At 66.5% G+C, this 25,091-nt stretch carries 30 protein-coding genes; 21 read left to right on the top strand and 9 right to left on the bottom strand.

Annotated elements, in window-relative coordinates; translation table 11 throughout:
* Positions 1–34: 34 nt before the first annotated feature.
* Together rpmA and rplU are read right to left on the bottom strand one after the other, a co-directional pair.
* A complete protein-coding gene (rpmA, locus tag WKB25_RS05045; RefSeq protein WP_089239574.1) occupies positions 35–298 on the bottom strand; it encodes a 50S ribosomal protein L27 in 264 nt (87 codons plus the stop codon).
* 11 nt (positions 299–309) lie between these two features.
* Complete coding sequence (gene rplU / locus WKB25_RS05040; RefSeq protein WP_004148331.1) at positions 310–627, bottom strand: 50S ribosomal protein L21; 318 nt, start codon at positions 625–627, stop codon at positions 310–312.
* Between the two features lie 342 nt (positions 628–969).
* Between rplU and uvrA the strand changes: the two genes are divergently transcribed.
* From uvrA to WKB25_RS05025, 3 genes are all read left to right on the top strand, one after another.
* Positions 970–3,969: an excinuclease ABC subunit UvrA gene (uvrA, locus tag WKB25_RS05035; RefSeq protein ID WP_340569051.1), complete on the top strand. Its 3,000-nt coding sequence runs from the start codon at positions 970–972 to the stop codon at positions 3,967–3,969.
* On the top strand, positions 3,969–4,376 hold the full coding sequence (locus WKB25_RS05030; RefSeq protein ID WP_089239570.1) for a thioesterase family protein: 408 nt from the start codon (positions 3,969–3,971) through the stop codon (positions 4,374–4,376). Before uvrA ends, WKB25_RS05030 begins: the two co-directional genes overlap by 1 nt.
* Before the next feature lie 82 nt (positions 4,377–4,458).
* Positions 4,459–5,184, top strand: a complete 726-nt coding sequence (locus tag WKB25_RS05025) for an enolase (RefSeq protein WP_340569049.1) — start codon at positions 4,459–4,461, stop codon at positions 5,182–5,184.
* Positions 5,185–5,237: 53 nt separating this feature from the next.
* Here WKB25_RS05025 and WKB25_RS05020 read toward each other — a convergent pair whose 3' ends face one another.
* Positions 5,238–5,684: a copper chaperone PCu(A)C gene (locus tag WKB25_RS05020; RefSeq protein WP_340569047.1), complete on the bottom strand. Its 447-nt coding sequence runs from the start codon at positions 5,682–5,684 to the stop codon at positions 5,238–5,240.
* Positions 5,685–5,719: 35 nt separating this feature from the next.
* Here WKB25_RS05020 and WKB25_RS05015 point away from each other — a divergent pair, with 35 nt between their 5' ends.
* From WKB25_RS05015 to WKB25_RS05000, 4 genes are all read left to right on the top strand, one after another.
* On the top strand, positions 5,720–6,496 hold the full coding sequence (locus WKB25_RS05015) for an enoyl-CoA hydratase/isomerase family protein (RefSeq protein ID WP_340569046.1): 777 nt from the start codon (positions 5,720–5,722) through the stop codon (positions 6,494–6,496).
* 145 nt (positions 6,497–6,641) lie between these two features.
* Positions 6,642–7,550, top strand: coding sequence for an acyl-CoA thioesterase II (gene tesB / locus WKB25_RS05010; RefSeq protein ID WP_089239560.1), 909 nt, complete (start codon positions 6,642–6,644; stop codon positions 7,548–7,550).
* A gap of 4 nt (positions 7,551–7,554) precedes the next feature.
* Positions 7,555–8,064, top strand: coding sequence for a pathogenicity-like protein (locus WKB25_RS05005; RefSeq protein ID WP_340569045.1), 510 nt, complete (start codon positions 7,555–7,557; stop codon positions 8,062–8,064).
* 124 nt (positions 8,065–8,188) lie between these two features.
* Entirely contained in the window at positions 8,189–9,406 is a 1,218-nt protein-coding gene (locus WKB25_RS05000) for an RNA polymerase sigma factor (RefSeq protein WP_340569043.1), read from the top strand.
* Between the two features lie 51 nt (positions 9,407–9,457).
* Here WKB25_RS05000 and WKB25_RS04995 read toward each other — a convergent pair whose 3' ends face one another.
* On the bottom strand, positions 9,458–10,021 hold the full coding sequence (locus tag WKB25_RS04995; protein WP_340569042.1) for an EF-hand domain-containing protein: 564 nt from the start codon (positions 10,019–10,021) through the stop codon (positions 9,458–9,460).
* A 157-nt stretch (positions 10,022–10,178) separates the two neighbouring features.
* Here WKB25_RS04995 and WKB25_RS04990 point away from each other — a divergent pair, with 157 nt between their 5' ends.
* From WKB25_RS04990 to WKB25_RS04980, 3 genes are all read left to right on the top strand, one after another.
* Positions 10,179–10,934 (top strand): arginyltransferase, encoded by a 756-nt coding sequence (locus tag WKB25_RS04990; RefSeq protein ID WP_049467687.1) that lies wholly within the window; start codon positions 10,179–10,181, stop codon positions 10,932–10,934.
* A gap of 38 nt (positions 10,935–10,972) precedes the next feature.
* Positions 10,973–12,178, top strand: coding sequence for an endonuclease/exonuclease/phosphatase family protein (locus WKB25_RS04985; RefSeq protein ID WP_340569041.1), 1,206 nt, complete (start codon positions 10,973–10,975; stop codon positions 12,176–12,178).
* A gap of 121 nt (positions 12,179–12,299) precedes the next feature.
* The gene (locus WKB25_RS04980; protein WP_340569040.1) at positions 12,300–12,536 is read left to right on the top strand and encodes a hypothetical protein; all 237 of its coding nucleotides are present in this window, start codon (positions 12,300–12,302) and stop codon (positions 12,534–12,536) included.
* Positions 12,537–12,603: 67 nt separating this feature from the next.
* Here WKB25_RS04980 and purT read toward each other — a convergent pair whose 3' ends face one another.
* Positions 12,604–13,791 carry a formate-dependent phosphoribosylglycinamide formyltransferase gene (purT, locus tag WKB25_RS04975; protein ID WP_100463899.1) on the bottom strand — a complete coding sequence of 396 codons (1,188 nt, stop codon included), beginning with the start codon at positions 13,789–13,791 and terminating at the stop codon, positions 12,604–12,606.
* Positions 13,792–13,936: 145 nt separating this feature from the next.
* Here purT and WKB25_RS04970 point away from each other — a divergent pair, with 145 nt between their 5' ends.
* From WKB25_RS04970 to WKB25_RS04945, 6 genes are read left to right on the top strand one after another with little or no spacing between them, the layout of a single operon-like run.
* Positions 13,937–14,818 carry an SPFH domain-containing protein gene (locus WKB25_RS04970; protein ID WP_340569039.1) on the top strand — a complete coding sequence of 294 codons (882 nt, stop codon included), beginning with the start codon at positions 13,937–13,939 and terminating at the stop codon, positions 14,816–14,818.
* Positions 14,819–14,863: 45 nt separating this feature from the next.
* Positions 14,864–15,043 carry a hypothetical protein gene (locus tag WKB25_RS04965; RefSeq protein WP_005412615.1) on the top strand — a complete coding sequence of 60 codons (180 nt, stop codon included), beginning with the start codon at positions 14,864–14,866 and terminating at the stop codon, positions 15,041–15,043.
* Positions 15,040–15,219, top strand: coding sequence for a DUF4177 domain-containing protein (locus tag WKB25_RS04960; RefSeq protein WP_165376544.1), 180 nt, complete (start codon positions 15,040–15,042; stop codon positions 15,217–15,219). Before WKB25_RS04965 ends, WKB25_RS04960 begins: the two co-directional genes overlap by 4 nt.
* 2 nt (positions 15,220–15,221) lie before the next feature.
* On the top strand, positions 15,222–16,511 hold the full coding sequence (locus WKB25_RS04955; RefSeq protein WP_340569037.1) for an alpha/beta fold hydrolase: 1,290 nt from the start codon (positions 15,222–15,224) through the stop codon (positions 16,509–16,511).
* Positions 16,508–17,101, top strand: coding sequence for a PH domain-containing protein (locus WKB25_RS04950; RefSeq protein ID WP_340569035.1), 594 nt, complete (start codon positions 16,508–16,510; stop codon positions 17,099–17,101). Before WKB25_RS04955 ends, WKB25_RS04950 begins: the two co-directional genes overlap by 4 nt.
* Positions 17,102–17,110: 9 nt before the next feature.
* Entirely contained in the window at positions 17,111–17,920 is an 810-nt protein-coding gene (locus WKB25_RS04945; protein WP_340569034.1) for a M15 family metallopeptidase, read from the top strand.
* Positions 17,921–18,179: 259 nt separating this feature from the next.
* On the opposite strand, the gene WKB25_RS04940 is transcribed toward WKB25_RS04945, so the two are convergent.
* From WKB25_RS04940 to WKB25_RS04925, 4 genes are all read right to left on the bottom strand, one after another.
* A complete protein-coding gene (locus WKB25_RS04940) occupies positions 18,180–18,551 on the bottom strand; it encodes a DUF423 domain-containing protein (RefSeq protein ID WP_089239536.1) in 372 nt (123 codons plus the stop codon).
* A gap of 104 nt (positions 18,552–18,655) precedes the next feature.
* Positions 18,656–19,729 carry an SRPBCC family protein gene (locus tag WKB25_RS04935; RefSeq protein ID WP_099819371.1) on the bottom strand — a complete coding sequence of 358 codons (1,074 nt, stop codon included), beginning with the start codon at positions 19,727–19,729 and terminating at the stop codon, positions 18,656–18,658.
* A 245-nt stretch (positions 19,730–19,974) separates the two neighbouring features.
* Complete coding sequence (locus WKB25_RS04930) at positions 19,975–20,616, bottom strand: response regulator transcription factor (protein WP_025873873.1); 642 nt, start codon at positions 20,614–20,616, stop codon at positions 19,975–19,977.
* Positions 20,616–21,821 carry a sensor histidine kinase gene (locus tag WKB25_RS04925; RefSeq protein ID WP_340569031.1) on the bottom strand — a complete coding sequence of 402 codons (1,206 nt, stop codon included), beginning with the start codon at positions 21,819–21,821 and terminating at the stop codon, positions 20,616–20,618. Before WKB25_RS04925 ends, WKB25_RS04930 begins: the two co-directional genes overlap by 1 nt.
* A 150-nt stretch (positions 21,822–21,971) precedes the next feature.
* On the opposite strand from WKB25_RS04925, the gene WKB25_RS04920 reads away from it, so the two are divergent.
* Genes WKB25_RS04920 through WKB25_RS04900 form a run of 5 tightly spaced genes read left to right on the top strand, consistent with a single transcriptional unit; the run spans position 21,972 to position 25,009 of the window.
* Positions 21,972–22,568, top strand: a complete 597-nt coding sequence (locus tag WKB25_RS04920) for a GNAT family N-acetyltransferase (protein ID WP_340569030.1) — start codon at positions 21,972–21,974, stop codon at positions 22,566–22,568.
* Positions 22,569–22,570: 2 nt separating this feature from the next.
* Entirely contained in the window at positions 22,571–23,374 is an 804-nt protein-coding gene (minC, locus tag WKB25_RS04915; RefSeq protein WP_100551839.1) for a septum site-determining protein MinC, read from the top strand.
* A gap of 36 nt (positions 23,375–23,410) precedes the next feature.
* Positions 23,411–24,220: a septum site-determining protein MinD gene (gene minD, locus WKB25_RS04910; RefSeq protein WP_099819368.1), complete on the top strand. Its 810-nt coding sequence runs from the start codon at positions 23,411–23,413 to the stop codon at positions 24,218–24,220.
* Positions 24,221–24,222: 2 nt separating this feature from the next.
* On the top strand, positions 24,223–24,483 hold the full coding sequence (gene minE, locus WKB25_RS04905; protein ID WP_005408532.1) for a cell division topological specificity factor MinE: 261 nt from the start codon (positions 24,223–24,225) through the stop codon (positions 24,481–24,483).
* Between the two features lie 46 nt (positions 24,484–24,529).
* Positions 24,530–25,009 carry a hypothetical protein gene (locus tag WKB25_RS04900; protein WP_340569028.1) on the top strand — a complete coding sequence of 160 codons (480 nt, stop codon included), beginning with the start codon at positions 24,530–24,532 and terminating at the stop codon, positions 25,007–25,009.
* The last annotated feature ends 82 nt before the right edge of the window (positions 25,010–25,091 follow it).

The raw sequence follows: 25,091 nt of genomic DNA, 5'->3' as shown, positions 1-25,091 counted from the left end.
CCATGCCGAGGCATGGGCGCCGGACGCAGCCTTATCAGGCTTCGACCGAGACGACGCTGACGGTGCGACGCTTCTTCGGGCCCTTCACGGTGAACTCCACCTTGCCGTCCGTCAGGGCGAACAGGGTGTGGTCACGACCGAGGCCGACGCCGGAACCCGGATGGAACTGGGTGCCGCGCTGACGCACGATGATGTTGCCGGCTTCGATGGCCTGGCCGCCGAAGATCTTGACGCCGAGGTACTTCGGGTTGGAGTCGCGACCGTTGCGCGAAGAGCCTACGCCTTTTTTATGTGCCATGACCTATCTCCTTACTTGCTGCCACCGGCAATGCCGGTGATCTCGATTTCGGTGTAGTACTGACGGTGACCCTGGCGCTTCATGTGGTGCTTACGGCGACGGAACTTGATGATCCGGACCTTGTCGGCACGACCCTGGGACAGGACGGTGGCAGTGACCGCAGCGCCGCTCAGGGCGTCGCCGATCTTGATGCCATCGCTGTCGCCGAGCAGCAGGATGTTGTCGAACTTGATCTCGCTGCCGACTTCGACTTCGAGCTTTTCAATGCGGAGCTTTTCGCCCTGCGCCACGCGGTATTGCTTACCGCCGGTGACCAGTACTGCGTACATGACCAGACTTCCTCTGTAGTTATTGTGGTCTATGGACTGCCGCCGTCGAGGGCGGACAGGAGCGGAATTGTACGTGGACCACCGCGGACGGGTCAAGTCAACCCCTGGGCGGGGCCTGCGGGGACCTGTCCCCCGCCCTCAGTAGAGCCGAGCCATGCTCGGCTGAACGGTTCGGGGTCCGGCCAGCCGAGCGTGGCTCGTCTCTACTGGCCGTCTCACGAGGTGAGACACCGGGCTGGCATTGTCGCCCATTGCCCCCATCTGGTCACCTCGGTAGGCTGACCGATTGCCGCCCTATCGCTGGCCCGGCGGCCCAGCCACGCCCCCACAACCGGATTCCCCATGGCGATGGATTTCATCCGCATCCGCGGCGCGCGGACGCACAACCTCAAGAACATCGACCTCGACCTGCCCCGCGACAAACTGATCGTGATCACCGGCCTGTCCGGCTCGGGCAAGTCGTCGCTGGCGTTCGACACCATCTATGCCGAGGGCCAGCGGCGTTACGTCGAGTCCCTGTCGGCGTATGCGCGGCAGTTCCTGAGCGTGATGGAAAAGCCGGACCTGGACCATATCGAAGGTCTGTCCCCGGCGATCTCGATCGAGCAGAAGTCGACCTCGCACAACCCGCGCTCGACGGTCGGCACGATCACCGAGATCTACGACTACCTGCGCCTGCTGTATGCACGCGTCGGCACGCCGCGCTGCCCCGACCACGGCTATCCGCTGGAGGCGCAGACGGTCAGCCAGATGGTCGACCACATGCTGACGCTGGACCCGGAACAGCGCTACATGCTGCTGGCGCCAGTGATCCGCGACCGCAAGGGCGAGCACGCGCAGGTGTTCGACCAGCTTCGCGCGCAGGGCTTCGTGCGTGTGCGCGTGGATGGCGAGCTGTACGAAATCGATGCGGTGCCGCCGCTGGCGCTGCGCCAGAAGCACACCATCGAAGCGGTGATCGATCGCTTCCGCCCGCGCGAAGACATCAAGCAGCGCCTGGCCGAGAGCTTCGAAACGGCCCTGAAGCTGGGTGATGGCATGGCGTCGGTGCAGTCGCTGGACGACGCCAGCGCGACCCCTACCCTGTTCTCGTCCAAGTATTCCTGCCCGGTCTGCGACTACTCGCTGCCCGAACTGGAGCCGCGCCTGTTCTCGTTCAACGCACCGATGGGCGCCTGCCCCGGCTGCGACGGGCTGGGCATGGCCGAGTTCTTCGATCCCTCGCGCGTGGTGGTGCATCCCGAGCTTTCCCTGGCTGCCGGTGCCGTGCGCGGCTGGGATCGCCGCAATGCCTATTACTTCCAGCTGATCGCCTCGCTGGCCAAGCACTACAAGTTCGACACCGACGCAGCGTGGAACTCACTGCCGGCAAAGGTGCAGCAGGCCGTGCTGTATGGCAGCGGCGAGGAAGCGATCACCTTCACCTACTTCACCGAGGCCGGTGGCCGCACCCAGCGCAAGCATCGCTTCGAAGGCATCATTCCCAACCTCGAACGCCGCTACAAGGAAACCGAATCGGCGGCGGTGCAGGAAGAGCTGGGCAAGTACATCAGCGAGCATGCCTGCCCCGAGTGCAACGGCGCGCGCCTGAACAAGGCCGCGCGCAACGTGTTCGTGGCCGACCGCCCGCTGCCGGAACTGGTGGTGCTGCCGATCGATGAAGCGCTGAAGTTCTTCAGCGAACTGAGCCTGCCGGGCTGGCGCGGCGAGATCGCTGCGAAGATCGTCAAGGAGATCGGTGAGCGTCTCGGCTTCCTGGTCGATGTGGGTCTGGATTACCTGACCCTGGAGCGCAAGGCCGACACCCTGTCCGGTGGCGAGGCACAGCGCATCCGTCTGGCCAGCCAGATCGGTGCCGGCCTGGTGGGCGTGATGTACGTGCTCGATGAGCCGTCCATCGGCCTGCACCAGCGCGACAACGAACGCCTGCTGGGCACCCTCACCCGCCTGCGCGACCTCGGCAACACGGTGATCGTGGTCGAGCATGACGAAGATGCGATCCGCCTGGCCGACTACGTGCTGGACATCGGCCCGGGTGCGGGCGTGCATGGCGGCGAAATCGTCGGCCAGGGCAGCCTGCAGGACCTCCTGGATGCACCGCGGTCGCTGACCGGCCAGTACCTGTCGGGCAAGCGCGCGATCAAGATTCCGGCGCGCCGGCACAAGCCGAACCCGAAGATGACCCTGCATCTGCGTGGTGCCACCGGCAACAACCTGAAAGGCGTGGACCTGGCCATTCCGGCGGGGCTGCTGACCTGCGTGACCGGCGTGTCCGGTTCGGGCAAGTCGACCCTGATCAACGACACCCTTTTCTCGCTGGCTGCCAACGAGATCAACGGCGCCTCGCACCCGATCGCCCCTTACAAGGAGATCGATGGCCTGGACCTGTTCGACAAGGTGGTGGACATCGACCAGTCGCCGATCGGCCGTACCCCGCGCTCGAACCCGGCCACCTATACCGGCCTGTTCACACCGCTGCGCGAACTTTTCGCACAGGTGCCCGAATCGCGTGCGCGCGGCTATTCGCCGGGCCGCTTCAGTTTCAACGTGCGTGGTGGCCGCTGCGAGGCCTGCCAGGGCGATGGCCTGATCAAGGTCGAGATGCACTTCCTGCCGGACGTGTACGTGCCCTGCGACGTCTGCCATGGCAAGCGCTACAACCGCGAAACGCTGGAGATCCTGTACAAGGGCTTCAACATCAACGACGTGCTGGAAATGACCGTCGAAGATGCGTTGAAGCTGTTCGAGCCGGTGCCGTCCATCGCCCGCAAGCTGGAAACCCTGGTTGATGTCGGCCTGAGCTACATCAAGCTGGGCCAGAGCGCGACCACGCTGTCCGGTGGTGAAGCGCAGCGCGTGAAGCTGTCCAAGGAACTGTCGCGCCGCGATACCGGCCGCACCCTGTACATCCTCGACGAGCCGACCACCGGCCTGCACTTCCATGACATCGAGGCGCTGCTCGGCGTGCTGCACAAGCTGCGCGACGAGGGCAACACGGTGGTGGTGATCGAGCACAACCTGGACGTCATCAAGACCGCGGACTGGATCGTCGATCTGGGTCCGGAAGGCGGTCATCGCGGCGGCACCATCCTGGTGACCGGCACGCCGGAAGACGTCGCGGCATGCCCGGATTCGTACACCGGCCAGTTCCTCGCCCGGATGCTGCCCTCCACCAGTGCGCGACCGGACCAGCCCGCCGCCGTGGCCAACAAGCCCGATGCGCGCCCGCCGCGCAAGGTGAAGCCCGAGAAGCCGGCAAAGAAGGCAGCGGCCGCCAAGAGCACCGGCAAGGCCAGCAAGACCGCCGCGGCCGGCGGCACCAAGAAGAAAAAGGACACCTGATGAGCAGCGAACACAAGATCCTGGCCCGCATTCCGATCAGCGTGCGCTGGCGTGACATGGACAGCATGGGCCACGTCAACAACGCCAAGTACATCTCCTACCTGGAAGAGGCGCGCGTGCGCTGGATGCTGGGCGTGGAAGGCGTGTCGATGACCGACCGCATCGCACCGGTGGTGGCTGCCACCAACGTCAACTACCGGTTGCCGATCGTGTGGCCCAACGACATCCTGGTCGAGCTGTTTGTCGAGCGCCTGGGCAACAGCAGCGTGACCATCGGTCATCGCATCGTCGACCAGCAGGATGAGTCGAGGCTGTATTCGGACGGCAACGTGGTGGTGGTGTGGATGGACACGCAGACCGGCAAGAGCGCGCCGCTGCCGGACGCGATCCGCAACGCGTCGAGCTGACACATCTGGTAGATGCCGACCTTGGTCGGCACCGGCCCGCCGGGCATGGCCCGGCGCTACCGTTCCACATCAAAGGACTGACATGATCCACCAGACTGAACTGCGCGACCTACTGCCCGGCATGGTTCCCTTCCCGGCCGACGTATTCCCGGATGACCAGGCCTGGCTTGGCCAGCACCTGCTGCCGCTGCTGAAGATCGACCTCGGCGTGCTGCGCCCGGAACTGGCCGGCAGCGTGGCCACGATGTTGTGCCCGATCGAACCCTACGACGGCTGCATCGGCGAAACCACCGAAGACCACCACAACGCGTTCACCGGCACCAACTGGATCGCCTTTGCACTGACCGCCGACAACCGCATGCGTTTCCTTGGCGACGAGGGCTACTTCATCGGTGACCAGGTGCAGGACAACGACGCGCTGGAGCACATCACGGAGATGCGTGAGAGCTACAGCAAGGCACACGCGTACTTCCAGCAGCATGGACGCCTGGCCAGCTATTCGCGCTATGGCGATGGCGAGCCTGGCGAGCAGGCCTACCTCGACGTGCTGGGCGGGCAGATCTCGACCGGTAACTGGATTGAAACCGCGGAAATTCCCGCCGCCTTCGCGTTGGAGTTCACCGAGGCTGCCGACGACCGCCATGCGCCGGACGATGCCGAGTGCGCGATCATCACCCGCGATGGCAGGAAATTCTTCGCCGTGGCCGAAGTGGCCGGCTACAACTGGTGCGCCACCGGTGCCGATGCGATCGTGATGCTGTACGAGCCGGAAAGCCGCACGGTGCTGTTCTCGTACGACTGGTCGTAAGCCCCGCCGCGCTGCGCGCTCGCCGGGCATGGCCCGGCGGAACGAGCGCCGCGTTACGGCGCGGCCTTGCGTGCTATCAACGCGGTGCTGACTTCGGTGCCATCTTCCAGCTGCAGCTGCAGCCACACAGGCTGCCCCTCTTCCAGGGTGCGGTAGCCATCCATCAGCATCAGGTGCAGGCCACCGGGCTTGAGCACAGCGCGTGCGCCGGGCGCCAATGGCAGGCGCCGGACCTCACGCATGCGGCTGACCCCATCGACGATCGTGGTCTCGTGCAGCGACACATCGCCGAAGGTCGCACTGCGTGCACCGGTGATCACCACCGCGCTGGCGCAGCCGTTGCGGATCACCGCATAACCGGCAGTCATTGCCATCTTCGGGTTGGGCAACAACCGTACCCAGCCCTGCTCGACGGTGACGCACTTCGTCTCGGCGGCGGAAGCCGATGCTGCGGCCGCACACAGCACCAACAGTACGCCAACGAATGGTTTGGTTATCATCGCCTCAGTTCCCTCTTCGCAACGAGACCCGCAGCATGACGACGCTCATCGAGGTGATCAACCATGGCCCCATCCGCGAACTGCGGCTGGCGCGGCCGCCGGTCAATGCCCTGGACACCGAGCTGTGCCGGCAACTGATCCACGCCATCGAACTGGCGATGGCCGAGGACGCGCACGGCATCGTGCTGTCCGGCAGTGAGCGCATCTTCACTGGCGGCATGGATGTGCCGCACCTGCTCTCGCACGGCGATGACAAGCACAAACTGCTGGACACCTGGAACGCCTTCTTCGGCGCGGTGCGCACGCTGGCCGAGAGCCGCATCCCGGTGGTTGCGGCGATCACCGGCCACGCACCGGCTGGCGGCTGCGTACTGGCCCTGTGCTGCGACTACCGGGTGATGGCACGCAGTGCCGATCCGGCGCGCCCGTACGCCATCGGCCTGAACGAAGTGCAGGTCGGCCTGATCGCACCGGAAGGCATCCAGCGCCTGCTGCGCCGTGCCGTGGGCGCGCACCGCTCCAGCGTCCTGCTGGCCACCGGCGCGCTGGTACCCGCCGAACAGGCGCTGCAGATCGGCCTGGTCGATGAACTGGTTGATGGCGAGCTGGTGACTGCCCGCGCGGTGGCCTGGCTGCAGGACCTGCTGAAGCAGCCGCGGCAGCCGATGCTGCTGACCCGTGCCATCGCCCGCGCAGAGCTGCACGACGCCCTGCACCCGGACCTGATCCAGCTCGACCGCTTCGTCGAGGCCTGGTTCGCCCCGGATGCGCAGAACGCACTGCAGGCACTGGTCGCCCGGCTGGGTAAATAAGAAAGGGGGTAGTGCCGGCCGCTGGCCGGCAACCGCACGCATCCCGGGAGGACCACGAGGCTGCCGGCCAGCGGCCGGTACTACCGCTGTTGGGCCGGCCTGCACCGGTATAATCGGGCCCTCTTTCATCGCTGTGGCCGCCCCCTTGAACGACACGCCCGAACCCGTCGTCTCCGAGCTGATCGATCTGCTCACCCTGGAGCGGCTGGAGGACAACCTGTTCCGCGGCCAAAGCCGCGACATCGGCACCAAGTATGTGTTCGGCGGACAGGTGCTGGGCCAGGCCCTGGCGGCCGCACAGGCCACGGTCGACAACGGTCGCCATGTGCACTCGCTGCATGCCTATTTCCTGCGCGCCGGCAACATCGACCATCCGATCGTCTACGACGTCGACCGTACCCGCGACGGCGGCAGCTTCTCGGTGCGCCGGGTGACCGCGATCCAGCATGGCAAGGTGATCTTCTTCTGTGCGGCCTCGTTCCAGCAGGCCGAATCCGGTGCCGAGCACCAGCACAAGATGCCCGAAGTGCCGCAACCGGAAGACATCGAACCGAACAGGCCACTGCCGGCGGAGGTGCTTGAGCGCCTGCCGATCAAGGTGCAGCGCTGGCTGTCGCGCGGTGGTCCGTTCGAGTTCCGCCATGTGTATCCGCGCGATGAACTGAACCCGCCCAAGCGCCCGCCCTACCACCAGGTCTGGCTGCGCTTGAGCGAGCGTGTAGGCGATGCACCGGAGCTGCACCAGGCGCTGCTGGCCTACGCGTCGGACTTCCACCTGCTGGGCACAGCGACCTTCCCGCACGGCATCAGCTACTACCATCCGCACGTGCAGATGGCCTCGCTGGACCACGCGATCTGGTTCCATCGCCCGTTCCGCGCCGACGATTGGCTGCTGTACTCGCTGGACAGCCCCAGCGCGCAGGACTCGCGCGGCCTGGCCCGCGGCCAGTTCTTCACCCGTGATGGCGTGCTGGTTGCCAGCACCGCCCAGGAAGGCTTGATCCGCGTGGTTCCGGACCAGGCAGCAGCGGCCGCCGTGCCGGCCAAGGATTGATCCGATGCGTCAGATTTTCAGCAGCCAGCGCGTGGAAACCGTGGAAGGCGTGGCCGAGCTCCTGCGCAGCCACGACATCCAGGTGAAGGTCACCAACGGGCGCTCGTACAAGACCCGTCGCCGGGGCCAGTTCAGCTATACCGACCTGGGCAATACCGGTGCCTACCCGGCGGTCTGGGTCGTGCGTGCCGACGACCAGCCGCGCGCGCGCGAAATCCTGCGCGACGCCCGGCTGCTCGACACCACCCGCCGTGATCATCCGACCGCCGAATTCGCCTTCCGCGATGACGTGCAGGAAAGCACAGGTGGTCGCAGCTGGGCCTGGCGCATCCGCATCGCCCTGCTGGTGGTGATCGCCGGCGTGGCGCTGGTGATCGGCCTGCGCCATCGCGGTGTCCCGGCCCCCGCCGCCCCGGTGCCCGCCCCGCAGGCCCAGCCGCAGCAAGCCCAGCCGACCGCACCGGCACCGCCGGAAGAAGAGGAAGTCCGGGTCCGCATCCAGCCGGCGAAGTAGTGCCGGCCGCTGGCCGGCAACCGCAGACAGCCGCCGGGCATGGCCCGGCGCTACCGGAAAATGGCAGGTCACATTCCGCACGCGCCTCCGTCATGGGACACAATCCCTGCAGGAGCCCGCCGCCATGACGACCTTCGCCGCAAGCATCGACGACACACTGCACCGCGAACTGCCTGCCGCCAGCGGCGGCTGCCAGCATGCCTATGGGCGCATCGTGCTGGCCTGCCAGAACACGGTCACCGCCATCGCCCTGGCCATCACCGGCGACCGCCAGGCCAGCGAGGACATCGCCCAGGAAGCGTTCGTGAAAGGCTGGCAGCAGCTGCACCAGCTGCGCAGCGCGAGCAGCTTCCTGCCCTGGTTGCGGCAGATCACCCGCAATCTCGCCCGTGACTGGCTGCGCGCGCAACGCGGCCGACCACTGAGCGGCGAGGCTGCCGAAGTGGCGTTGACCATGGCTGCGGATCCGACCCCGGGCGCGGCCGATCGCCTGCAACGGCTGGAAGAGGAAATCGCCGCCGAGAACATCATCTCCGCCCTGCCCACCGACAGCCGCGAAGTGCTCCTGCTGTATTACCGCGAAGGCCAGCATTCGCAGCAGGTCGCCAACCTGCTCGGGCTGAGCGACGCGGCAGTACGCAAGCGCCTGTCGCGTGCCCGTGCGCAGGTACGCGAGGGCCTGCTGCTTCGCTTCGGCGAATTCGCACGCAGCAGCGCACCGAGTGCAGCGTTCGCAACGGCGGTGGTGTCGATGGTGATGATCGCCGCGCCCGGCACCGCCAGCGCGGCGATCCTGCTGGGAACCGGCGTCGGCGTAGGTGGCAGCAAGCTCGGCCTCGGTGGCGCCAGCGCTGCCGGCGGTACCGCGCTCGGATCGTTGACCGCCACGTTGGGCCAACTGCAGATGCTGCCTGCCTCAAGCTGGGCTGCGATCATCGGTGGCGTCGCCGGTGGCGCGCTCGGCAGCTATCTCGGCGGCCGTTTCCTGCTGTCGTACGCCGAGACCGGCGCCGAGCAGGCGCAGGTTCGCCGCTTCGTCAATGTCAGCACGGGCACGAGCCTGGGCTGGTGCCTGGCCATCCTGTTCACCGTAATGCTGCAGGCGCCGATGTGGGCGCAGCTGCTGGTGCTGGCACTGGGCCTGGTGGTGGTCAACTACCAGTGCCTGGTGACACTGCGGCGTATCATGGCACCGCTGCTCGCGCGTGATGCAACCCGGCGTGGGCGTCACGGGATCAACTGGAAGTACGAGTCCATGTACGGCCTGACCGGCATGATGGTGGTGAACCTGATCGTCATCGGTGCCTTGGCCTACACGATGACGCGCAGCGGCCGCCTGTAACGGACAACGCCGGCATCACGCCGGCGTTGTCGTCGATCACTGCATTGAAAATCAGCGCTGCGGCTTCGGCGCGGCGCCGTCACGCGGGCCGCCATGGCGCGGGCCACCATGCATCGGACCCTTGGCGGCGTCGAACTCGGCCTTGCTCAACTGGCCGTCCTTGTTGGTGTCAGCCGCGGCGAACCAGGCATCACGATGCTGCTTCATGCGCAGCTCGCGGTCGGCCTTGTCCAGGTAACCATCCTTGTTGAGGTCGAGCTGGTCGAAACGCTCGGCCAGGCGCGGATCGGCCTTGGCTTCCTCACGGCTGATGCGGCCATCCTTGTTCACGTCCAGCTTGGCCCAGCGCTCGCCGCCGCGACCACCATGGCGGCCATGCTTCCAGCGCGGCAGCTCATCACGCGAGAGCTTGCCGTCCTTGTTCCTGTCCAGCTCATCGAACTTCGCGGCCAGGCGCGGGTTGGCCGCCGCTTCGCTGCGGTCGATGACGCCATCGCCATTGGTATCCAGCTTGGCCGGACGCTGTGCCGGTGCAGCCGGGGTGTCGGCGGCCAAGGCGATACCGGTCGCGGAGGTGCCGAGCAGCAGGGCCAGCAGCAGGGGGGTACGGATCATGGGGTCACTCCTGGGAATGGGATTTGGCATCGGGGTGAACACCTCACCCTCGGAGGACAACAACGCCTGACCACGACCTCGGTTGACGCAGCCGCCCGTTCCATTCATCCGGCGGACAGTCGCCGCCATTGCGACAGGCTGGGGCTATGCTGTGCCCATGGCGAGACACGGCGACAGAGACGACGAACTGCGACTGTTCCAGACCGGCGAGCACCCCTGCGGGTACTGGCCGGACCGGGTCGCGCGCGATCTGGTGCTGGACCCGCAGGACCGTCGCCTCGGCGGGCTGTATCCGCTGGCCCTGAGCTGGGGATTCCGCCGCAGCGGTGATCTGGTCTATCGCCCGCACTGTGCGAACTGCCACGCCTGCGTCGCCGTGCGTATCCCGGTGGCGCGCTTCGCCCCCGACCGCAGCCAGCGCCGCTGCGCCGCCCGCAATGCCGACCTGGAAGTGCGCATCACTGCAGCCATGCCGCGAGAGGATCTGTTCGAGCTGTACCACCGCTACCTGGTACATCGTCATGCCAAAGGCGGCATGGACGACCACGGCCCGCACGAGTTCGAGCAGTTCCTGATCGGCAGCTGGTCGCACACACGCTTCATGGAAATGCGCCTGCCCGGCCACGATGGCCAGCCCAGCCAGCTGCTGGGCGTGGCGGTGACCGATGTGACCGAGCACGGCCTGTCGGCGGTCTATACCTTCTTCGACCCCGCCCATGCTGCGCGCGGGCTGGGCACCTTCGCGATCCTGCAGCAGCTGGAGTGGGCCCGCCGCGAGGGCCTGCCACATCTGTACCTGGGCTACTGGATACGTGAGCACCAGAAGATGGACTACAAGCGGCGCTATCGCCCGCTGGAGGCCTACGACGGCCGCCGCTGGCATGATTTCGATGACGATCTGGACGGACGCTGACAAACCACTGACACCGGGCCGGGTGCACAATACGGCCCATGAACGCCAAACCCCTGATCCTCGGCCTGGCCCTGCTCTGTGGCGCCGCCGCTCCCGCCTTCGCCACGTCCCCCGCGATGACCGAAAAACCGTCTGCAGCGCTGCGCCTGGCCACCTACAACACCTCGCTGTATTCGGACGAAGCCGGCGGACTGATCGCCGAGCTGGAAGGCGACAGCGAACACGCGCGCAAGATCGCCGCGGTACTGCAGCAGGCGCGCCCTGACCTGGTGCTGTTGAACGAATTCGATTTCGACGACGCCCATCGCGCTGCCGACCTGTTCCAGAAGCGCTACCTGGAAGTGGCCCAGCCCGGTGGCGGCAAGCCGCTGCACTTCGCCTACCGCTACCTGGCACCGGTGAACACCGGCGTGCCCAGCGGCCTGGACCTGGACAACAACGGCGTGGTCGGTGGTGAAGGGCGCGGTCGCGGCAACGACGCCTGGGGCTACGGCCTGCACCCGGGCCAGTACGGCATGCTGGTGCTGTCGCGTTACCCGATCGACGAAGCCAAGGTGCGCAGCTTCCAGCTGCTGAAGTGGAGTGCGATGCCCGGCGCGATCCGCCCGATCGATCCGCGTACCGGCAAGAGCTTCTACAACGACAGCGTCTGGTCGCAGCTGCGGCTGTCGTCGAAGTCGCATTGGGACGTGCCGGTGAAGACCCCGGCCGGCGTGGTGCACGCGCTGGTCTCGCATCCGACGCCGCCGGTGTTCGACGGCCCGGAAAAGCGCAACGCCGCGCGCAACCACGACGAACTGCGCCTGTGGCAGGAATACCTGTCCAAGGGTGAAAAGCCGTGGTTGTGCGACGACAAGGGCCAGTGCGGCGGCCTGGCCCAGGATGCACGCTTTGTCATCCTTGGCGACCTCAACAACGATCCGGTCGATGGTGATGGCCGCCACGAGGCGATCGTCGAACTGATCGAGAACGCCCGCGTCCTGCGCTACCCCACCCCGCGCAGCGTCGGCGCCGAGCAGACCAGCCTGGCCTATGCGGCCAAGGGCATCACCCGCAAGGGCGCACCGTTCCATGCCACCGGCGATTTCGGCCCGAAGTCCGGCACCATGCGCCTGGACTACGTGCTGCCCTCGACCGGTTTCGAGTACCTCGGCAGCGGCGTGTTCTGGCCGGCCAATGAAAGTGCCGAAGCGAAGATCGCCGACGGCAGCGACCACCACCTGGTGTGGGTGGACGTGCGGTAGAGGCAACTGTCAGTCGACTGAAGGGTGCCGGTCAGGGCGACCGGCATCGCCTTGTCGGGCTTGCGCGCGCCTGCATTCTTGTTACAGTCCCGCAACGGAACGGCAGGGGGAGCCGCCGCACTTGAAAAGGAACCTGCTGATCATCGTTGGCGTCTTCGCCATGATCGCGCTGTTGGTGGTGGCCCGGCAAAACTGGGCCTTCAATTTCATTCCGTTCGTGCTGATCGGCCTGCTTCCTGCCGCGGTAGCCTGCTGGAAAGGCTACGCGGACCGCTTCGGCACCTGGTGGCTGTACGGCTCGGTGCTGGGCATCATCGCCATCATCCACGTCACCGTGCTGCCCTGGCGCCGCGCCTGACGGCATCGCCGCGCCGAGCGTGCGGGCGCGGCTGAACGGCCGCCGGGCATGGCCCGGCGCTACCGATTTACGGGCGCAGTTCGACGCCGATGGCCTCGGCCGCATCACGCGCGATGGCGCGTGCTTCGTCGATGGTTTCGGCACGCGCCAGGGTCACGCCAACACGGCGATGGCCGTGCACGCTGGGCTTGCCGAACAGGCGCACGGCGGTATCCGGCACCTGCAGCGCGGCGGCGACGTTGTTGAAGTACGGCACGCCTTCGCCATGCGCCAGCAGTGCACACGAGGCCGACGGGCCGCTCTGGCGGATCACCGGAATCGGCAGGCCGAGGATGGCCCGCGCATGCAGCGCGAACTCGCTCAGCTCCTGCGATACCAGCGTCACCAGGCCGGTGTCATGCGGACGCGGCGATACTTCGCTGAACCAGACCTCGTCGCCCTTCACGAACAGCTCGACACCGAACAGGCCCCAGCCACCGAGGTCGTCGGTGATCGCGCGCGAGATCTCCTCGGCACGCGCCAGTGCCTTGTCCGACATCGGCTGCGGCTGCCAGCTTTCGCGATAGTCGCCATCCTTCTGCAGGTGCCCGATCGGCGCGCAGAACGAAGTGCCACCGGCGTGGCGTACGGTGAGCAGGGTGATCTCGTAATCGAAGTCGATGAAACCCTCGACGATGCAGCGGCCGGCGCCGGCACGGCCACCGGTCTGCGCATACTCCCAGGCCGGGGCGATGTCCGCCTCGCTGCGCAGCGTGCTCTGGCCCTTGCCCGAGGACGACATCACCGGCTTGACCACGCACGGCAGGCCGATCGCGGCCACGGCGTCGCGGTACTCGGCCTCGGTATCGACAAAGCGGTACGGCGAGGTCGGCAGGCCCAGGGTCTCGGCGGCCAGGCGACGAATGCCTTCACGGTCCATGGTCAGGCGTGCGGCACGCGCAGTCGGAATCACCCGCAGGCCCTGCTCCTGTTCCAGCTGCACCAGGGTCTCGGTATGGATCGCCTCGATCTCCGGCACCACCAGGTGCGGCTGCTCCTGCGCGATCAACTGGCGCAGGGCCATCGCATCCAGCATGTCGATCACGTGCGAACGGTGTGCCACCTGCATGGCCGGGGCATCGGCGTAACGGTCGGCGGCAATCACTTCCACGCCCAGCCGCTGCAGCTCGATGGCCACCTCCTTGCCAAGTTCGCCCGAGCCCAGCAGCAGCACGCGGGTGGCGGAGGGGGACAACGGGGTTCCAAGCTTGGCCATGGCGGGGTTCCAGCGGCAATGTGAAGGCGGGTGGGCATTCTAGCCGGTCCAGCCGCAGCGCCAGGGCAAGCCCAGCCGACGAACGGCAACCCGAATGTGATATCACTTTGATATCTTCATTTCGAATCCTCAAGGACGTACCGCCATGAAAGAGAAGTCGCTGTCCTCCCTCAACGGCCTGGGCGCGCTCGCCGGGTCCCTGGTCGTGGCCCTCGCCGGCGGCGTCCTGTTCGTGGCCGGGGTCGCGGCGAAGGCCAGCACCGGCTCGCCCAATGTGCTGCTGATCCTGGCCGGCCTGCTGATCGCCGCGCTGGCCCTGGTCGCGCTGGCCGGCCTGTACACCGTGCAGCCCAACCAGGCGGCGGTGGTCAGCCTGTTCGGCAAGTACGTGGGCACCGTCAAGGACAACGGCCTGCGCTGGAACAATCCCTTCTTCAGCAAGCGCCGCGTGAGCCAACGCGTGCGCAACTTCGAGAGCGGCAAGCTGAAGGTCAACGAGCTGGACGGCAGCCCGATCGAGATCGCCGCGGTGATCGTCTGGCAGGTGGTCGACGCCTCCGAAGCGGTTTACAACGTGGACGACTACGAGAGCTTCGTGCACATCCAGTCCGAATCGGCGCTGCGCGCGATGGCCACCAGCTATCCCTACGACCAGCACGAGGACGGCCAGCTGGCATTGCGCAGCCACGCCAGCGAGATCTCCCAGCACCTGAAGAACGAACTGGCCGAGCGCCTGGCCGATGCCGGCGTGCAGGTGATCGATGCGCGTATCAGTCACCTTGCCTACGCCGCTGAAATCGCCCAGGCGATGCTGCAGCGGCAGCAGGCCAACGCGGTCATTGCCGCACGCACGCGCATCGTCGCCGGCGCGGTCGGCATGGTCGAGATGGCGCTGGCCGAGCTGCAGAAGAACGGCGTGGTGCAGCTGGACGAGGAGCGCAAGGCGCACATGGTCAGCAACCTGTTGACCGTGCTGTGCTCGGACCGCGGCACGCAGCCGGTCGTCAACACCGGCTCGCTGTACTGAGCCACCCTCGCAACGGGGCGCCCCACCGCCCCGCCAGGAGTCTGCATGAGCGAGAAAAAAGCCTATCCGCTGCGCATCAACGCCGAGGTCCTGGCGGCCGCGCAGCGCTGGGCGGACGATGAACTGCGCAGCCTCAACGCGCAGATCGAATACGTGCTGCGCGACGCACTGCGCAAGGCAGGACGCCTGCCGAAACCCAAGCCATCGCCGGAGGACAAGGAATGAGCAAGCGCTGGAGCTACCTGACCGTCGAGGTGAAGACCACCATGATGGGCCTGCAGAAAGCCGACGACATCCAGGCCGAACTCAGCCGCCAGGGCCAGCTGGGCTGGGAACTGGTCAACATCATCGTCCCGGCACCGATGCGCCCGGCCCTGCTGGTGTTCAAGAAGGAGCTGTGACCATGAGCGCACGCCGTTCGTTGCTTGCTGTTTCCCTCGCCCTGTTGTCCGCCAGTGCAGGCGCGGGTGAACCGCAGCAGGTCGCAGCCCGCCTGCTCGATCACCTGCAGGCGGGGAGGATCGCCGATGCCGAAGCCATGCTGACCCCGCAGATGGCCGCGGCCGTGCCTGCCGACAAGCTGCAGGGCCTGTGGCAGTCGCTGGGTGAACTGAAGCAGCGCGGACCGGCGCACAGCAGCCAGCAGCAGGGCCTGCACCTGGTGGAAGTACCGCTGCAGTTCGCCAGTGGCGCGGTGATCGCGCAGGTGGCGGTGAACGCGCAGGACAAAGTAGCGGGTCTGCTGCTGCGCCCGGCCCCGGCCGCCAAGGCACCGCCGCCGCCGGCCGACGCGAACTACAGCGAAGCCGATTTCAGCGTGCCGCAGGCGCGCGGTGCGCTGCCCGGCACACTATCCCTACCCAAGGGCAAAGGACCGTTCCCGGCGGTGGTGCTGGTGCACGGTTCCGGCCCGCAGGATCGCGACGAAACCATCGGTGGCAACCGCCCGTTCCTGGACATCGCCCGCGGCCTGGCCGCACAGGGCATCGCAGTGCTGCGCTACGACAAGCGCACCCATGCCCGTCCACAGGACTTCCAGAGCAGCAGCTTCAACGTTGATGACGAGACCATCGACGACGCCGTCGCCGCGCTGAGCGCGTTGGTGGTGGACCCACGCATCGACGGCAAGCGGATCTTCGTGCTCGGCCACAGCCAGGGCGGCATGCTCGCCCCGCGCATCGCCAGCCGCTGGCCACAGGCGCGCGGCGCGATCCTGTGGGCCGCGCCGGCGCGCACGTTGCTTGAACTGCTGCCCGAGCAGAACCGCTACCTGCTGTCGCTGGACGGCTCGATCAGTGCGCCGGAACAAGCCTTTCTGGACAGGCTGGCCGCGCAGATCGCCGCCGCCCGCAGCGACACGCCTGCAGCCGCCAGCGAACTGCCTCTGGGCGTGCCGCAGGCGTTCTGGAAAAGCATCGAAGCGGTGAACGCTCGTGGCGATGCGGTGGCACTGAACAGGCCACTGCTGATGCTGCACGGCGGCCGCGACTTCCAGGTACCGGAAACGGATTGGGCACTGTGGAAAAAAGCCTTGGCCGATCGCACGGACGTGCAATGGAAGGCCTACCCTGCCCTCAACCACATCGGCATCGCCGGCAGCGGCTCCAGTTCATTGAAGGAATACGCGCAGCCGGGCCACGTCGATGGGCAGCTGATCGATGACGTCGCGCATTGGGTGGAGTCGCAACGATGAGCGGCAGTGATCCACGTCCGTTCGACGTTGCCGAAAGCTCCTCGCTGCGGGTGCTGTGGGTACTGCTGCCACTGCTGGCGGTACTGGGCGTCGGCATCTGGTCGCAGCTGCACGACAGCCGCACCGACGCTCCCTGGATGGAGGTCACGCTGTCGCCCCCGTTTTTCCTGATGGGTGGCAGCGCGGCATGGAGCCTGGCGGTGATCGTGCTGATGGGCGTCGGCCTTGGCTGGGCGTTTTTCCGCCGGCGGGTGGAGCTGGCAGATGACGTACTGGACGTGCGTTCGACGCTGTACCGCCGCAGCACTCCCATCGCGGACATGCTGCTGGACCAGGCCGAGGTGGTGGATCTGGGCCGTGATCGCCGCTACGGCATCCGTTTCAAGACCAACGGCTACAGCATGCCCGGCTTCTACTCCGGGCACTTCCGCCTGCAGGGCGGCGGCAAGGGCTTTGCCCTGGTCACCGACCGCGCGCGCACGCTGGTGATTCCGGTGCGCGGCGGCAGCACCCTGCTGCTCAGCCTGGAGCGCCCGCAGGCGCTGCTGGAAGCGCTGCGCAAGGTGGCCGCCACGGCGCCACGGCAGTAAGCTGGATCGATGCACCGCACCACTCCACTGTTAATCAACACCGAGACCGTCGAACTGTGGCCAGCGCCGCTGCTGCGCGCGCGCAGCAATCTCGACGCCCGCCTGCTGGCGCGCGCGCAATGGGTATTGCGGCGCAAGCAGGATGGCCGCTACCTGGCGGCGGTACTGGCACACGGCGTGCACTCGCTGGTGCCGCGCCTGCCACGCGAACCGGGTGTGGAGGAAGCGCTGGCGTTGCTGGATGGCGCGCGGTCACGGCCGTTTGGCTCTGCACTGGAAACGCAGTGGCTGCCGCTGGCCGGCCTGCAACAGCGCCTGCAGCAATTGGGCCTGGATATGCAGCGCTATGCGCAGGACAGTGGGCTGGCGCTGGAGGCCGAGCCCTGCCTGCTGCACTTCGCCGGACGTGACCGCTTCGCGCGCCCGTTGTGGCTGCGCCGCGGTGCCGCGCAGGGTTGGCGACGGATGCGTCTGCATGCCGCGCGGGATGGCATTGCACTGGACGCGATCTCCGGCTTCCGCAGCCACGCATATCAGCTCGGCATTTTCGAACGCAAGCTGGCGCGCGGGCAGCGTGTGCCGCAGATCCTGCAGGTCAATGCTGCGCCAGGATTCAGCGAACACCACAGTGGTCACGCACTGGACATCGGCACACCGGGGGACGCGCCGGCAGAAGAGACCTTCGAGGCGACGGCGGCGTTTGCGTGGCTGCAGGCCAATGCCGGAGCGCACGGGTTCCATCTGAGCTATCCGCGCGACAACCCGCATGGGATCGTCTACGAACCGTGGCACTGGTGCTGGAAACCGGCCAACGGCTGAGCCCCTCGTGGCGAAGGCCTGGAGCAGTCCGCGCATGGCCGCGGGCGGGATGAACTTGCGGGGGCCGCCGTAAATCCATCCCTGGAGGCTTGGGCGCCGCATCCATGCGGCTTACACCCCCGCAAGCTCATCCCACCCGCGTCCCGGAATTGTTCCGGGGGCGTTCGCCACGGAATGGAACAGGAGAGAAAAGGCAGACGCGGGTCGCTGCGCTCGACGCCGGGCGTGGCCCGGCGCTACCAGTGCTTGGGCGTTGCGGCTAGCGCCGCAGCGCGTTGATCGCCAGCAGCACCCATCCGGCCATCAGCGTGGTGCCACCTACCGGCGCCAGTCGCGTCGGCCACTGCCACAGCGCACCGCCCAGCAGGCTGCCGGAGAACAGCAGCACGCCCAGCAGCAACACGTACAACGCCAGATGCGCGATCGCGCCCTGCGCGCGCGGACCGAGGGCGGCCAGTACCGCTCCGTGGGCAAAGGCGTACAACGCCGCCATGTTCAGGTGCTGCTGCGCCAGCGGATCGGACACGCCATGCGCGGCATACGCCGAGAGGCCGATCGAGGCAGCTGCCAGCAGCGCCCCCAGGCAGGCCAGCAACGACGGTTTACGCGCGCGTCGTTCGGAATTGAACATGACAGCTCCTTGCGCAATGCCCGACACCGGGCTCGGGATGAAAAAAAACGCGCCGCAGGAAGCGGCGCGTTTTCGTGTCCAACACTACATGGGTCAGCCGAGGCTTACTTGACGGCCCAGTAGATGTCGTACGTCGCTTCCGGGGTAAACGACTTGTCCACGCCGTCCTTCCAGGTTTCGTACGGACGGTCGATGACTTCGTTGCCCGAGGTCACGGCCCAGGCGCGCAGGGCGCTGCGGGCAACGTCCAGACCCGCCATGTGGCCGGTGTAGGCCGCATGTGCCGAACGGTGCGGAGCAACGCGGACGTACTTGACCGGAGCACCACCGTCGATCTTGACGGTCAGCTGTTCGGCCGGCACACCTTCGGCACCCTTCTTCTTCACCGGCTGGGCGATGTCGAAGGCGTACTTCTCAGCGCCGAAATCGGTGGTGATGATACGCAGCGGGCCAGCGGCTTCCAGGCCATTGGCCTCGATCACGCGCTTGATCCACTCCTGGTTGTCCTTGATGGACTTGGTGATGGAGTCCTGGCCACGATCGACGTTGCCGGCGGTGACGACCAGCAGGTCCTCGGCCGGGACATCGACGATACCCAGATCGGTCAGCGGAGCTTCGGAAGTGCGGTAGTCGACATTCGGCACGGTGGCCAGCATGTTCGCCATGCGCGACAGACCCATCTTGATGTCATCGCCGATCTGGCGGCTGACATACAGGCCTGCGTAGCGGCCGAACAGGTCGAAGCCGTACTTCACCGAGTAGTCCTGGGTGATCTTGACGTTGCGACCGCCCTTGCCGGTCGGCTCCAGGGTGAAGGTGGTGACCTTGTCGTGACCCTTGGAGGCATCGTCGACGGCGATCACAACACGCTTGTTCTCTTCGGCTTCGGTCACCTTCCAGGAACCGGTGCCCAGGTCCTTGGAAGTGAAGTCGAGAGTGGCACCGACGCCGGAGGCCGGGCCGGACAGCTTCAGTTCAACGGCGGGATCGCGCAGTACCAGCGGGTTCCAGTCCTTGAAGCGGCGCAGACTGCTGACCGTGTCGTACACGATCGTCATCTTGCGGTTGGTCTCGATGCTTTCGGTGATGTGACGCTCGCCCGGCAGACAGACGCCAATGATGACGAACAGGCCAGCCACGATCCCCAAGGCGATCAGGAACTCGATAATACGGGTCATTCAGAGAGTCTCCGGGGCCGATCCCACGGCCGGGTTGATTGAAGCGAAGCGCCAATCCTAGCAGGCTTCGCGGGCATTGGTTATCGGGATTGGCGCACCGGTTTCCGTGCCGGCTGCGCATTTGTATGCACAAAGAATTCGAAGGGTAACGCATCCGCGTACCCGGCAAGTAGGGGGCAAACAGGGGGCAACCCTGAATCCGGGCCCGGACTGCATGCCAAGTCTTTGTCGTTAAAGGATTTTCCTTACACCAACTGGAGTTCAAACGCTTTCAGCACCGCACGCGTCCGGTCGCGCACGCCCAGTTTGGAGAGGATGTTGGACACATGGTTCTTGATCGTGCCCTCGGCGACCCCCAGCGAATTGGCGATCTCCTTGTTGGAGAAACCGCTGGCCATCAGCCGCAGGATCTCGGTCTCACGGTCGGTCAGCGGGTCGGGGCGGTCCAGGCTGACGAAGTCGTTGCGCATGTGCTCCAGCCCGGACAGCAGGCGCTGGGTCACCGCCGGCTGCACCAGCGAACCGCCATCGGCCACCGTGCGGATCGCCCCGACCAGCTGCGCCAGGGTCACATCCTTGAGCAGGTAGCCCTTGGCGCCGGCCTTCAGCCCGGCCAGCACCAGCTGGTCATCGTCGAAGGTGGTCAGGATGATGGTCGGCGGCAGCTGTTCCTGCCGTGACAGCACCTGCAGCGCCTCCAGCCCGGACATCACCGGCATGCGCATGTCCATCAGGACCACGTCCGGACGGATCTGCGGGATCAGCTCGACCGCCTGGCGGCCATCGGCGGCCTCGGCCACCACTTCGATGCCGTCGTCGAGCGCCAGCAGCGAGCGGATCCCCTGCCGCACCAGGGTTTGGTCGTCGACCAGGCAGACGCGAATCATCAACGCACTCCTTCAGGAACCTGGGTAAGGGCCGCCAGTACCGTTGCCGGTACCGTCGCCCGCAGCTGGAAGCCTTCGCCGGGGCGGGTCTCCACCTGCAGCTGGCCTCCACATTGTTGCAGGCGTTCGCGCATGCCGCGCAAACCATTGCCCACATTGACCGTTTCCGCCCCGACACCGTCGTCGCGGGCCTCCACTACCACCAGGTCCGGGACCTCACGGTACACCCGCAGCCACAGGTGGCGGGCGCCGGCATGGCGCACCGTGTTGGTGATGATCTCCTGGGTGCAGCGCAGCAGCACATGGGCCCGCTGCGGGTCTTCCACGTTCAGCGGCTCCTCGATCTCCAGCTGGATGTCCAGCGAAGGCACGTGCTCGGTCAGCGGACGCAGGGCAGCGGCCAGGTCGATGGCGCCGGTCTCGCGCAGCTGGCTGACCACCTCGCGCACGTTGCCCAGCAGCAGCTTGGCCAGGGCATGTGAGCGCTTCACGTGCTCCAGCGCCTGGCCCTCGGCCAGGTGGCCGGCCACTTCCAGGTTCAGGGTCAGCGCGGTCAGCTGATGGCCCAGCAGGTCATGCAGTTCGCGCGAAATGCGGGTGCGCTCGTTCACCCGCGCGCTTTCGGCCAGCAGCGCACGGGTGGCGCGCAGCTCGGCATTGAGCCGGCGCTGCTCCTCGCGCGCCTCGGCCTGGCGGCGGGCCACCAGCGCGATCACGAACACGAAGCTGGAGAAGCCCATGTAGCCGACGGCCTGCAGCACGGCAATGACCGGCGGGAAGCCCAGTGGCTGGATGTAGACCGGCAGCACGGCCAGGTTGCTGGCCACCAGCCACACCACGCCAATGCGCGGGCCCAGCAGCCAGGGCAGCAGGCCGGCCACCACCATCAACAGGATGCTGCCCAGCGCGGTGCCGGAGAAATAGCTCACGCCGATCGCGCAGCCGGTCAGCAGGATCAGCGCGGCATGGTCGAAGAAGCCGGGCCGGCTTTCGCCCAGCGAGCGGGTCAGCACCCAGTACACGAAGCCGAAGGCCAGGTAGGCCGAGGCCCAGGGAATGATCCGGAAGCCGGCCTCGCCGTCCAGGCTCTCCAGCGTCAGCGACACCGGGTCGATCAGGTAGATCGCAAGCCAAAGGCCGACGGTGCCCCAGGTGAACAACCCGGAGTAGCGCAGCATCGCATTGTGGTTGAGTCGGGCCAGCATCACCCATCGTAGCCTGTGTGTGGCTGCTCCCAAGCGCCGAAAGTCATGCTTGGGCATATCCCCCTGTTCATGCCGCAGCCCACCCCGGGCATGCAATAATCGTGCGCAGGGTCTTGTAATGGACCAACCGCGTTACCCCACGGAGTCACAATGTCGATTGTCATCCGCGACGTGCGCGAGCACGAGCTCGATTCCGTCCTGGCTTTGAACAACAATGCTGGCCTGGCCATCCTTCCCCTGGATGCCGAGCGCCTGCGCCTGTTCTATGCAACCGCTGAGTATTTCCGCGTCGCCGAGCGCGACGGCAACCTGGCCGGCTTCCTGATCGGCTTCGGCAGCGACAGCCAGCACGACAGCAGCAATTTCGCCTGGTTCAAGCAACACCTGAACACCCCCTTCTTCTATATCGACCGCATCGTGGTCGCCAGCCGCCGCCGCGGTGGTGGCGTCGGCCGTGCGTTCTATGCCGACGCGCAGAGCTTCGCCGAACTGCGCTACCCGCAGATGACCTGCGAGGTGTTCCTGGACCACGGCGCCGATGCCGCCCTGCTCTTCCACGGCAGCTTCGGCTTCCGCGAGCTGGGCCAGAACACCATGCCGCAGGTGGACGTGCGGGCCAGCATGCTGGCCAAGGAACTGTGCAGCTTCCCGTGGGTGAACGAAACCTATGGCGGCAAGCTGCCCGATGTGGCGTGGGCACGCGACCGGCAGTTGCCGGCGCAGGCACACCGGTCGACGGGGACTTGAGCGTGGCGGTGAATTTCGATTACGAACAGGCCGGTGAACTGAAGATCGGCCAGGTGGGCATCGCCAACCTGCGCATCCGCACCCTTGATGTTGAACGCCTCGTGCAGGAAATGCAGGAACGGGTGAGCCGTGCGCCGAAGCTGTTCGGCCGGGCGGCGGTGATCCTCGACTTCGGCGGCCTCAGCCAGGTGCCCGACGTGGCGACGGCACAGGCGCTGGTGGATGGCCTGCGCGGTGCCGGCGTACTGCCGGTGGCACTGGCCTATGGCACCAGCGCGGTGGACCTGCTCTCGCAGCAGCTCGGCCTGCCGCTGCTGGCCAAGTTCCGCGCCCAGTACGAGCGCGCCGAGGCAGAGCCAGCCCCGCCGCCGGCACCCGCACCGGAACCGCGGCGTGCCGCGCGGGCCGAGGCGAAGGCCGCTCCGGCAGCGGCACCGGCCACGCCGATGGGCAAGGCTGCCGATGCCGCCGCGCCACAGCCGGGGCGCATGCAGCTGGGCAACGTGCGTTCGGGCCAGCAGCTGTATGCGGAAAACTGCGACCTGACCGTGATGGCTACCGTCGGCGCCGGCGCCGAGGTCATCGCCGATGGCAGCATCCATATCTACGGAACCCTGCGCGGCCGTGCGCTGGCGGGGGCCCAGGGCAACACCGCGGCACGCATTTTCTGCCGTGATTTCCATGCGGAACTGGTCGCCATTGCAGGCCATTACAAGGTGCTGGACGATGTCCCGGAAACCCTGCGCGGCAAGGCCGTGCAGGTGTGGCTGGAACAGGACCAGATCAAGATCGCTGCGCTGGACTGACGCAGCACCTCAAACAGAATCATCAGGAGAAGTCCTTTGGCTGAAATCATCGTAGTCACCTCCGGCAAAGGCGGCGTCGGCAAGACCACTTCCAGCGCCAGCCTTGCGTGCGGCCTGGCGAAGCGTGGCAAGAAGGTGGCGGTGATCGACTTCGACGTCGGCCTGCGCAACCTTGACCTGATCATGGGCTGCGAACGCCGCGTGGTGTACGACTTCGTCAATGTCGTGCACGGCGAAGCCACCCTCAAGCAGGCCCTGATCAAGGACAAGCGCTTCGACAACCTGTTCGTGCTGGCTGCCTCGCAGACCCGCGACAAGGATGCGTTGACCCAGGAAGGCGTGGGCAAGGTCCTGAAGGACCTGGCCGCCGACGGCTTCGACTACATCATCTGCGACTCCCCGGCCGGCATCGAGAAGGGCGCCTTCCTGGCGATGTACTTCGCCGACCGCGCGGTGGTGGTGGTGAACCCGGAAGTGTCCTCGGTACGCGACTCGGACCGCATCATCGGCCTGCTCGACTCGAAGACCCACAAGGCCGAATCCGGCCAGGACGTGCCGGCCTTCCTGCTGCTGACCCGCTACACCCCGGTGCGCGTGGAAAGCGGCGAGATGCTCAGCATCGCCGACGTCGAGGAGGTCCTTGGCCTGAAGGCGATCGGCGTAATCCCCGAATCGGGCGACGTGCTCAATGCCTCCAACAAGGGCGAGCCGGTCATCCTGGACGGCGAATCCGCTGCCGGCCAGGCCTATGACGACGCCGTCGCGCGCATCCTCGGCGAAGAACGCCCGATGCGCTTCACCAACGTCGAGAAGAAGGGCTTCTTCAGCAAGCTGTTCGGAGGGTAAGCATGGGCCTGTTTGATTTCCTCAAAGCGAAGAAGACCACCGCCGAAACCGCCAAGAACCGCCTGCAGATCATCATCGCGCAGGAGCGCAGCCACCGCGGCGGTCCCGACTACCTGCCACTGCTGCAGCGCGAGCTGCTGGAAGTGATCAAGAAGTACGTCAACATCGACGTCGATGCAGTGAAGGTGGACCTGGTCAAGGATGGCCAGCACGACGTGCTGGACATCTCCGTGGCGCTGCCTGAAGGCCCGGACAAACCCTGACCCCCTGCCCCGCCCGTGCCTGCATGGGCGGGGCTGCCTGACCCGCATGACTGATACCACGCCCGAACCGAACGTTACCCGCGTCGGCGACATCGCCTTCGCCGATGCGCAGCGCCTGCTCGCTGCGCATGAGCTGCGCCTGCACCACGTTGCGGCCGGCGAACCGATCCCCGGCAGTTACTGGGGCGAGCCCGAGGCCGGCATCATCGCCAGCGACGTGTACGTGCGCGATGACACGCCGGTGCACTCGATGCTGCACGAAGCCTGCCATCTGATCGTGCTGCCGTCGGAGCGGCGCGCGCTGGTGCATACCGATGCCACCGACTCCGTGCCGGAGGAAGACGCCACCTGCTACCTGCAGATCGTGCTGGCCGGGCACCTGCCCGGCGTCGGCAGCGAGCGACTGATGGCCGACATGGATGCGTGGGGGTATACGTATCGATTGGGGTCGACGAAAGCGTGGTTTGAGCAGGATGCGGAAGACGCAAAAGCGTGGTTGATCGAACGCGGTTTGCCGGTGGCGTAACCGCCGGTGGGTGCGGACCTTCGTCCGCGCCATCCACGCATGGCGTGGATCTACTGTAGTGCCGGCCGCTGGCCGGCAACCC

The sequence above is a fragment of the Stenotrophomonas sp. G106K1 genome (assembly GCF_037969685.1).
Lineage (GTDB): Bacteria > Pseudomonadota > Gammaproteobacteria > Xanthomonadales > Xanthomonadaceae > Stenotrophomonas > Stenotrophomonas lactitubi.
The sequence above is the reverse complement of the archived record's forward strand: the minus strand, read 5'-3'. Positions and strand labels throughout refer to the sequence as shown.

Coding starts and splice junctions, on each gene's coding strand:
- minE (WP_005408532.1), top strand. CDS start 24,223: ATGGGCCTGTTTGATTTCCTCAAAGCGAAGAAGACCACCGCCGAAACC.
- WKB25_RS05005 (WP_340569045.1), top strand. CDS start 7,555: ATGCGTCAGATTTTCAGCAGCCAGCGCGTGGAAACCGTGGAAGGCGTG.
- WKB25_RS04965 (WP_005412615.1), top strand. CDS start 14,864: ATGAGCGAGAAAAAAGCCTATCCGCTGCGCATCAACGCCGAGGTCCTG.
- WKB25_RS04935 (WP_099819371.1), bottom strand. CDS start 19,729: ATGACCCGTATTATCGAGTTCCTGATCGCCTTGGGGATCGTGGCTGGC.
- WKB25_RS04900 (WP_340569028.1), top strand. CDS start 24,530: ATGACTGATACCACGCCCGAACCGAACGTTACCCGCGTCGGCGACATC.
- uvrA (WP_340569051.1), top strand. CDS start 970: ATGGCGATGGATTTCATCCGCATCCGCGGCGCGCGGACGCACAACCTC.
- WKB25_RS04970 (WP_340569039.1), top strand. CDS start 13,937: ATGAAAGAGAAGTCGCTGTCCTCCCTCAACGGCCTGGGCGCGCTCGCC.
- WKB25_RS04955 (WP_340569037.1), top strand. CDS start 15,222: ATGAGCGCACGCCGTTCGTTGCTTGCTGTTTCCCTCGCCCTGTTGTCC.
- WKB25_RS04930 (WP_025873873.1), bottom strand. CDS start 20,616: ATGATTCGCGTCTGCCTGGTCGACGACCAAACCCTGGTGCGGCAGGGG.
- rpmA (WP_089239574.1), bottom strand. CDS start 298: ATGGCACATAAAAAAGGCGTAGGCTCTTCGCGCAACGGTCGCGACTCC.
- purT (WP_100463899.1), bottom strand. CDS start 13,791: ATGGCCAAGCTTGGAACCCCGTTGTCCCCCTCCGCCACCCGCGTGCTG.
- WKB25_RS05030 (WP_089239570.1), top strand. CDS start 3,969: ATGAGCAGCGAACACAAGATCCTGGCCCGCATTCCGATCAGCGTGCGC.
- WKB25_RS04950 (WP_340569035.1), top strand. CDS start 16,508: ATGAGCGGCAGTGATCCACGTCCGTTCGACGTTGCCGAAAGCTCCTCG.
- WKB25_RS04945 (WP_340569034.1), top strand. CDS start 17,111: ATGCACCGCACCACTCCACTGTTAATCAACACCGAGACCGTCGAACTG.
- WKB25_RS05000 (WP_340569043.1), top strand. CDS start 8,189: ATGACGACCTTCGCCGCAAGCATCGACGACACACTGCACCGCGAACTG.
- rplU (WP_004148331.1), bottom strand. CDS start 627: ATGTACGCAGTACTGGTCACCGGCGGTAAGCAATACCGCGTGGCGCAG.
- WKB25_RS05025 (WP_340569049.1), top strand. CDS start 4,459: ATGATCCACCAGACTGAACTGCGCGACCTACTGCCCGGCATGGTTCCC.
- WKB25_RS05020 (WP_340569047.1), bottom strand. CDS start 5,684: ATGATAACCAAACCATTCGTTGGCGTACTGTTGGTGCTGTGTGCGGCC.
- WKB25_RS04995 (WP_340569042.1), bottom strand. CDS start 10,021: ATGATCCGTACCCCCCTGCTGCTGGCCCTGCTGCTCGGCACCTCCGCG.
- WKB25_RS04990 (WP_049467687.1), top strand. CDS start 10,179: ATGGCGAGACACGGCGACAGAGACGACGAACTGCGACTGTTCCAGACC.
- WKB25_RS04920 (WP_340569030.1), top strand. CDS start 21,972: ATGTCGATTGTCATCCGCGACGTGCGCGAGCACGAGCTCGATTCCGTC.
- WKB25_RS04985 (WP_340569041.1), top strand. CDS start 10,973: ATGAACGCCAAACCCCTGATCCTCGGCCTGGCCCTGCTCTGTGGCGCC.
- WKB25_RS04960 (WP_165376544.1), top strand. CDS start 15,040: ATGAGCAAGCGCTGGAGCTACCTGACCGTCGAGGTGAAGACCACCATG.
- WKB25_RS04940 (WP_089239536.1), bottom strand. CDS start 18,551: ATGTTCAATTCCGAACGACGCGCGCGTAAACCGTCGTTGCTGGCCTGC.
- WKB25_RS04925 (WP_340569031.1), bottom strand. CDS start 21,821: ATGCTGGCCCGACTCAACCACAATGCGATGCTGCGCTACTCCGGGTTG.
- WKB25_RS05015 (WP_340569046.1), top strand. CDS start 5,720: ATGACGACGCTCATCGAGGTGATCAACCATGGCCCCATCCGCGAACTG.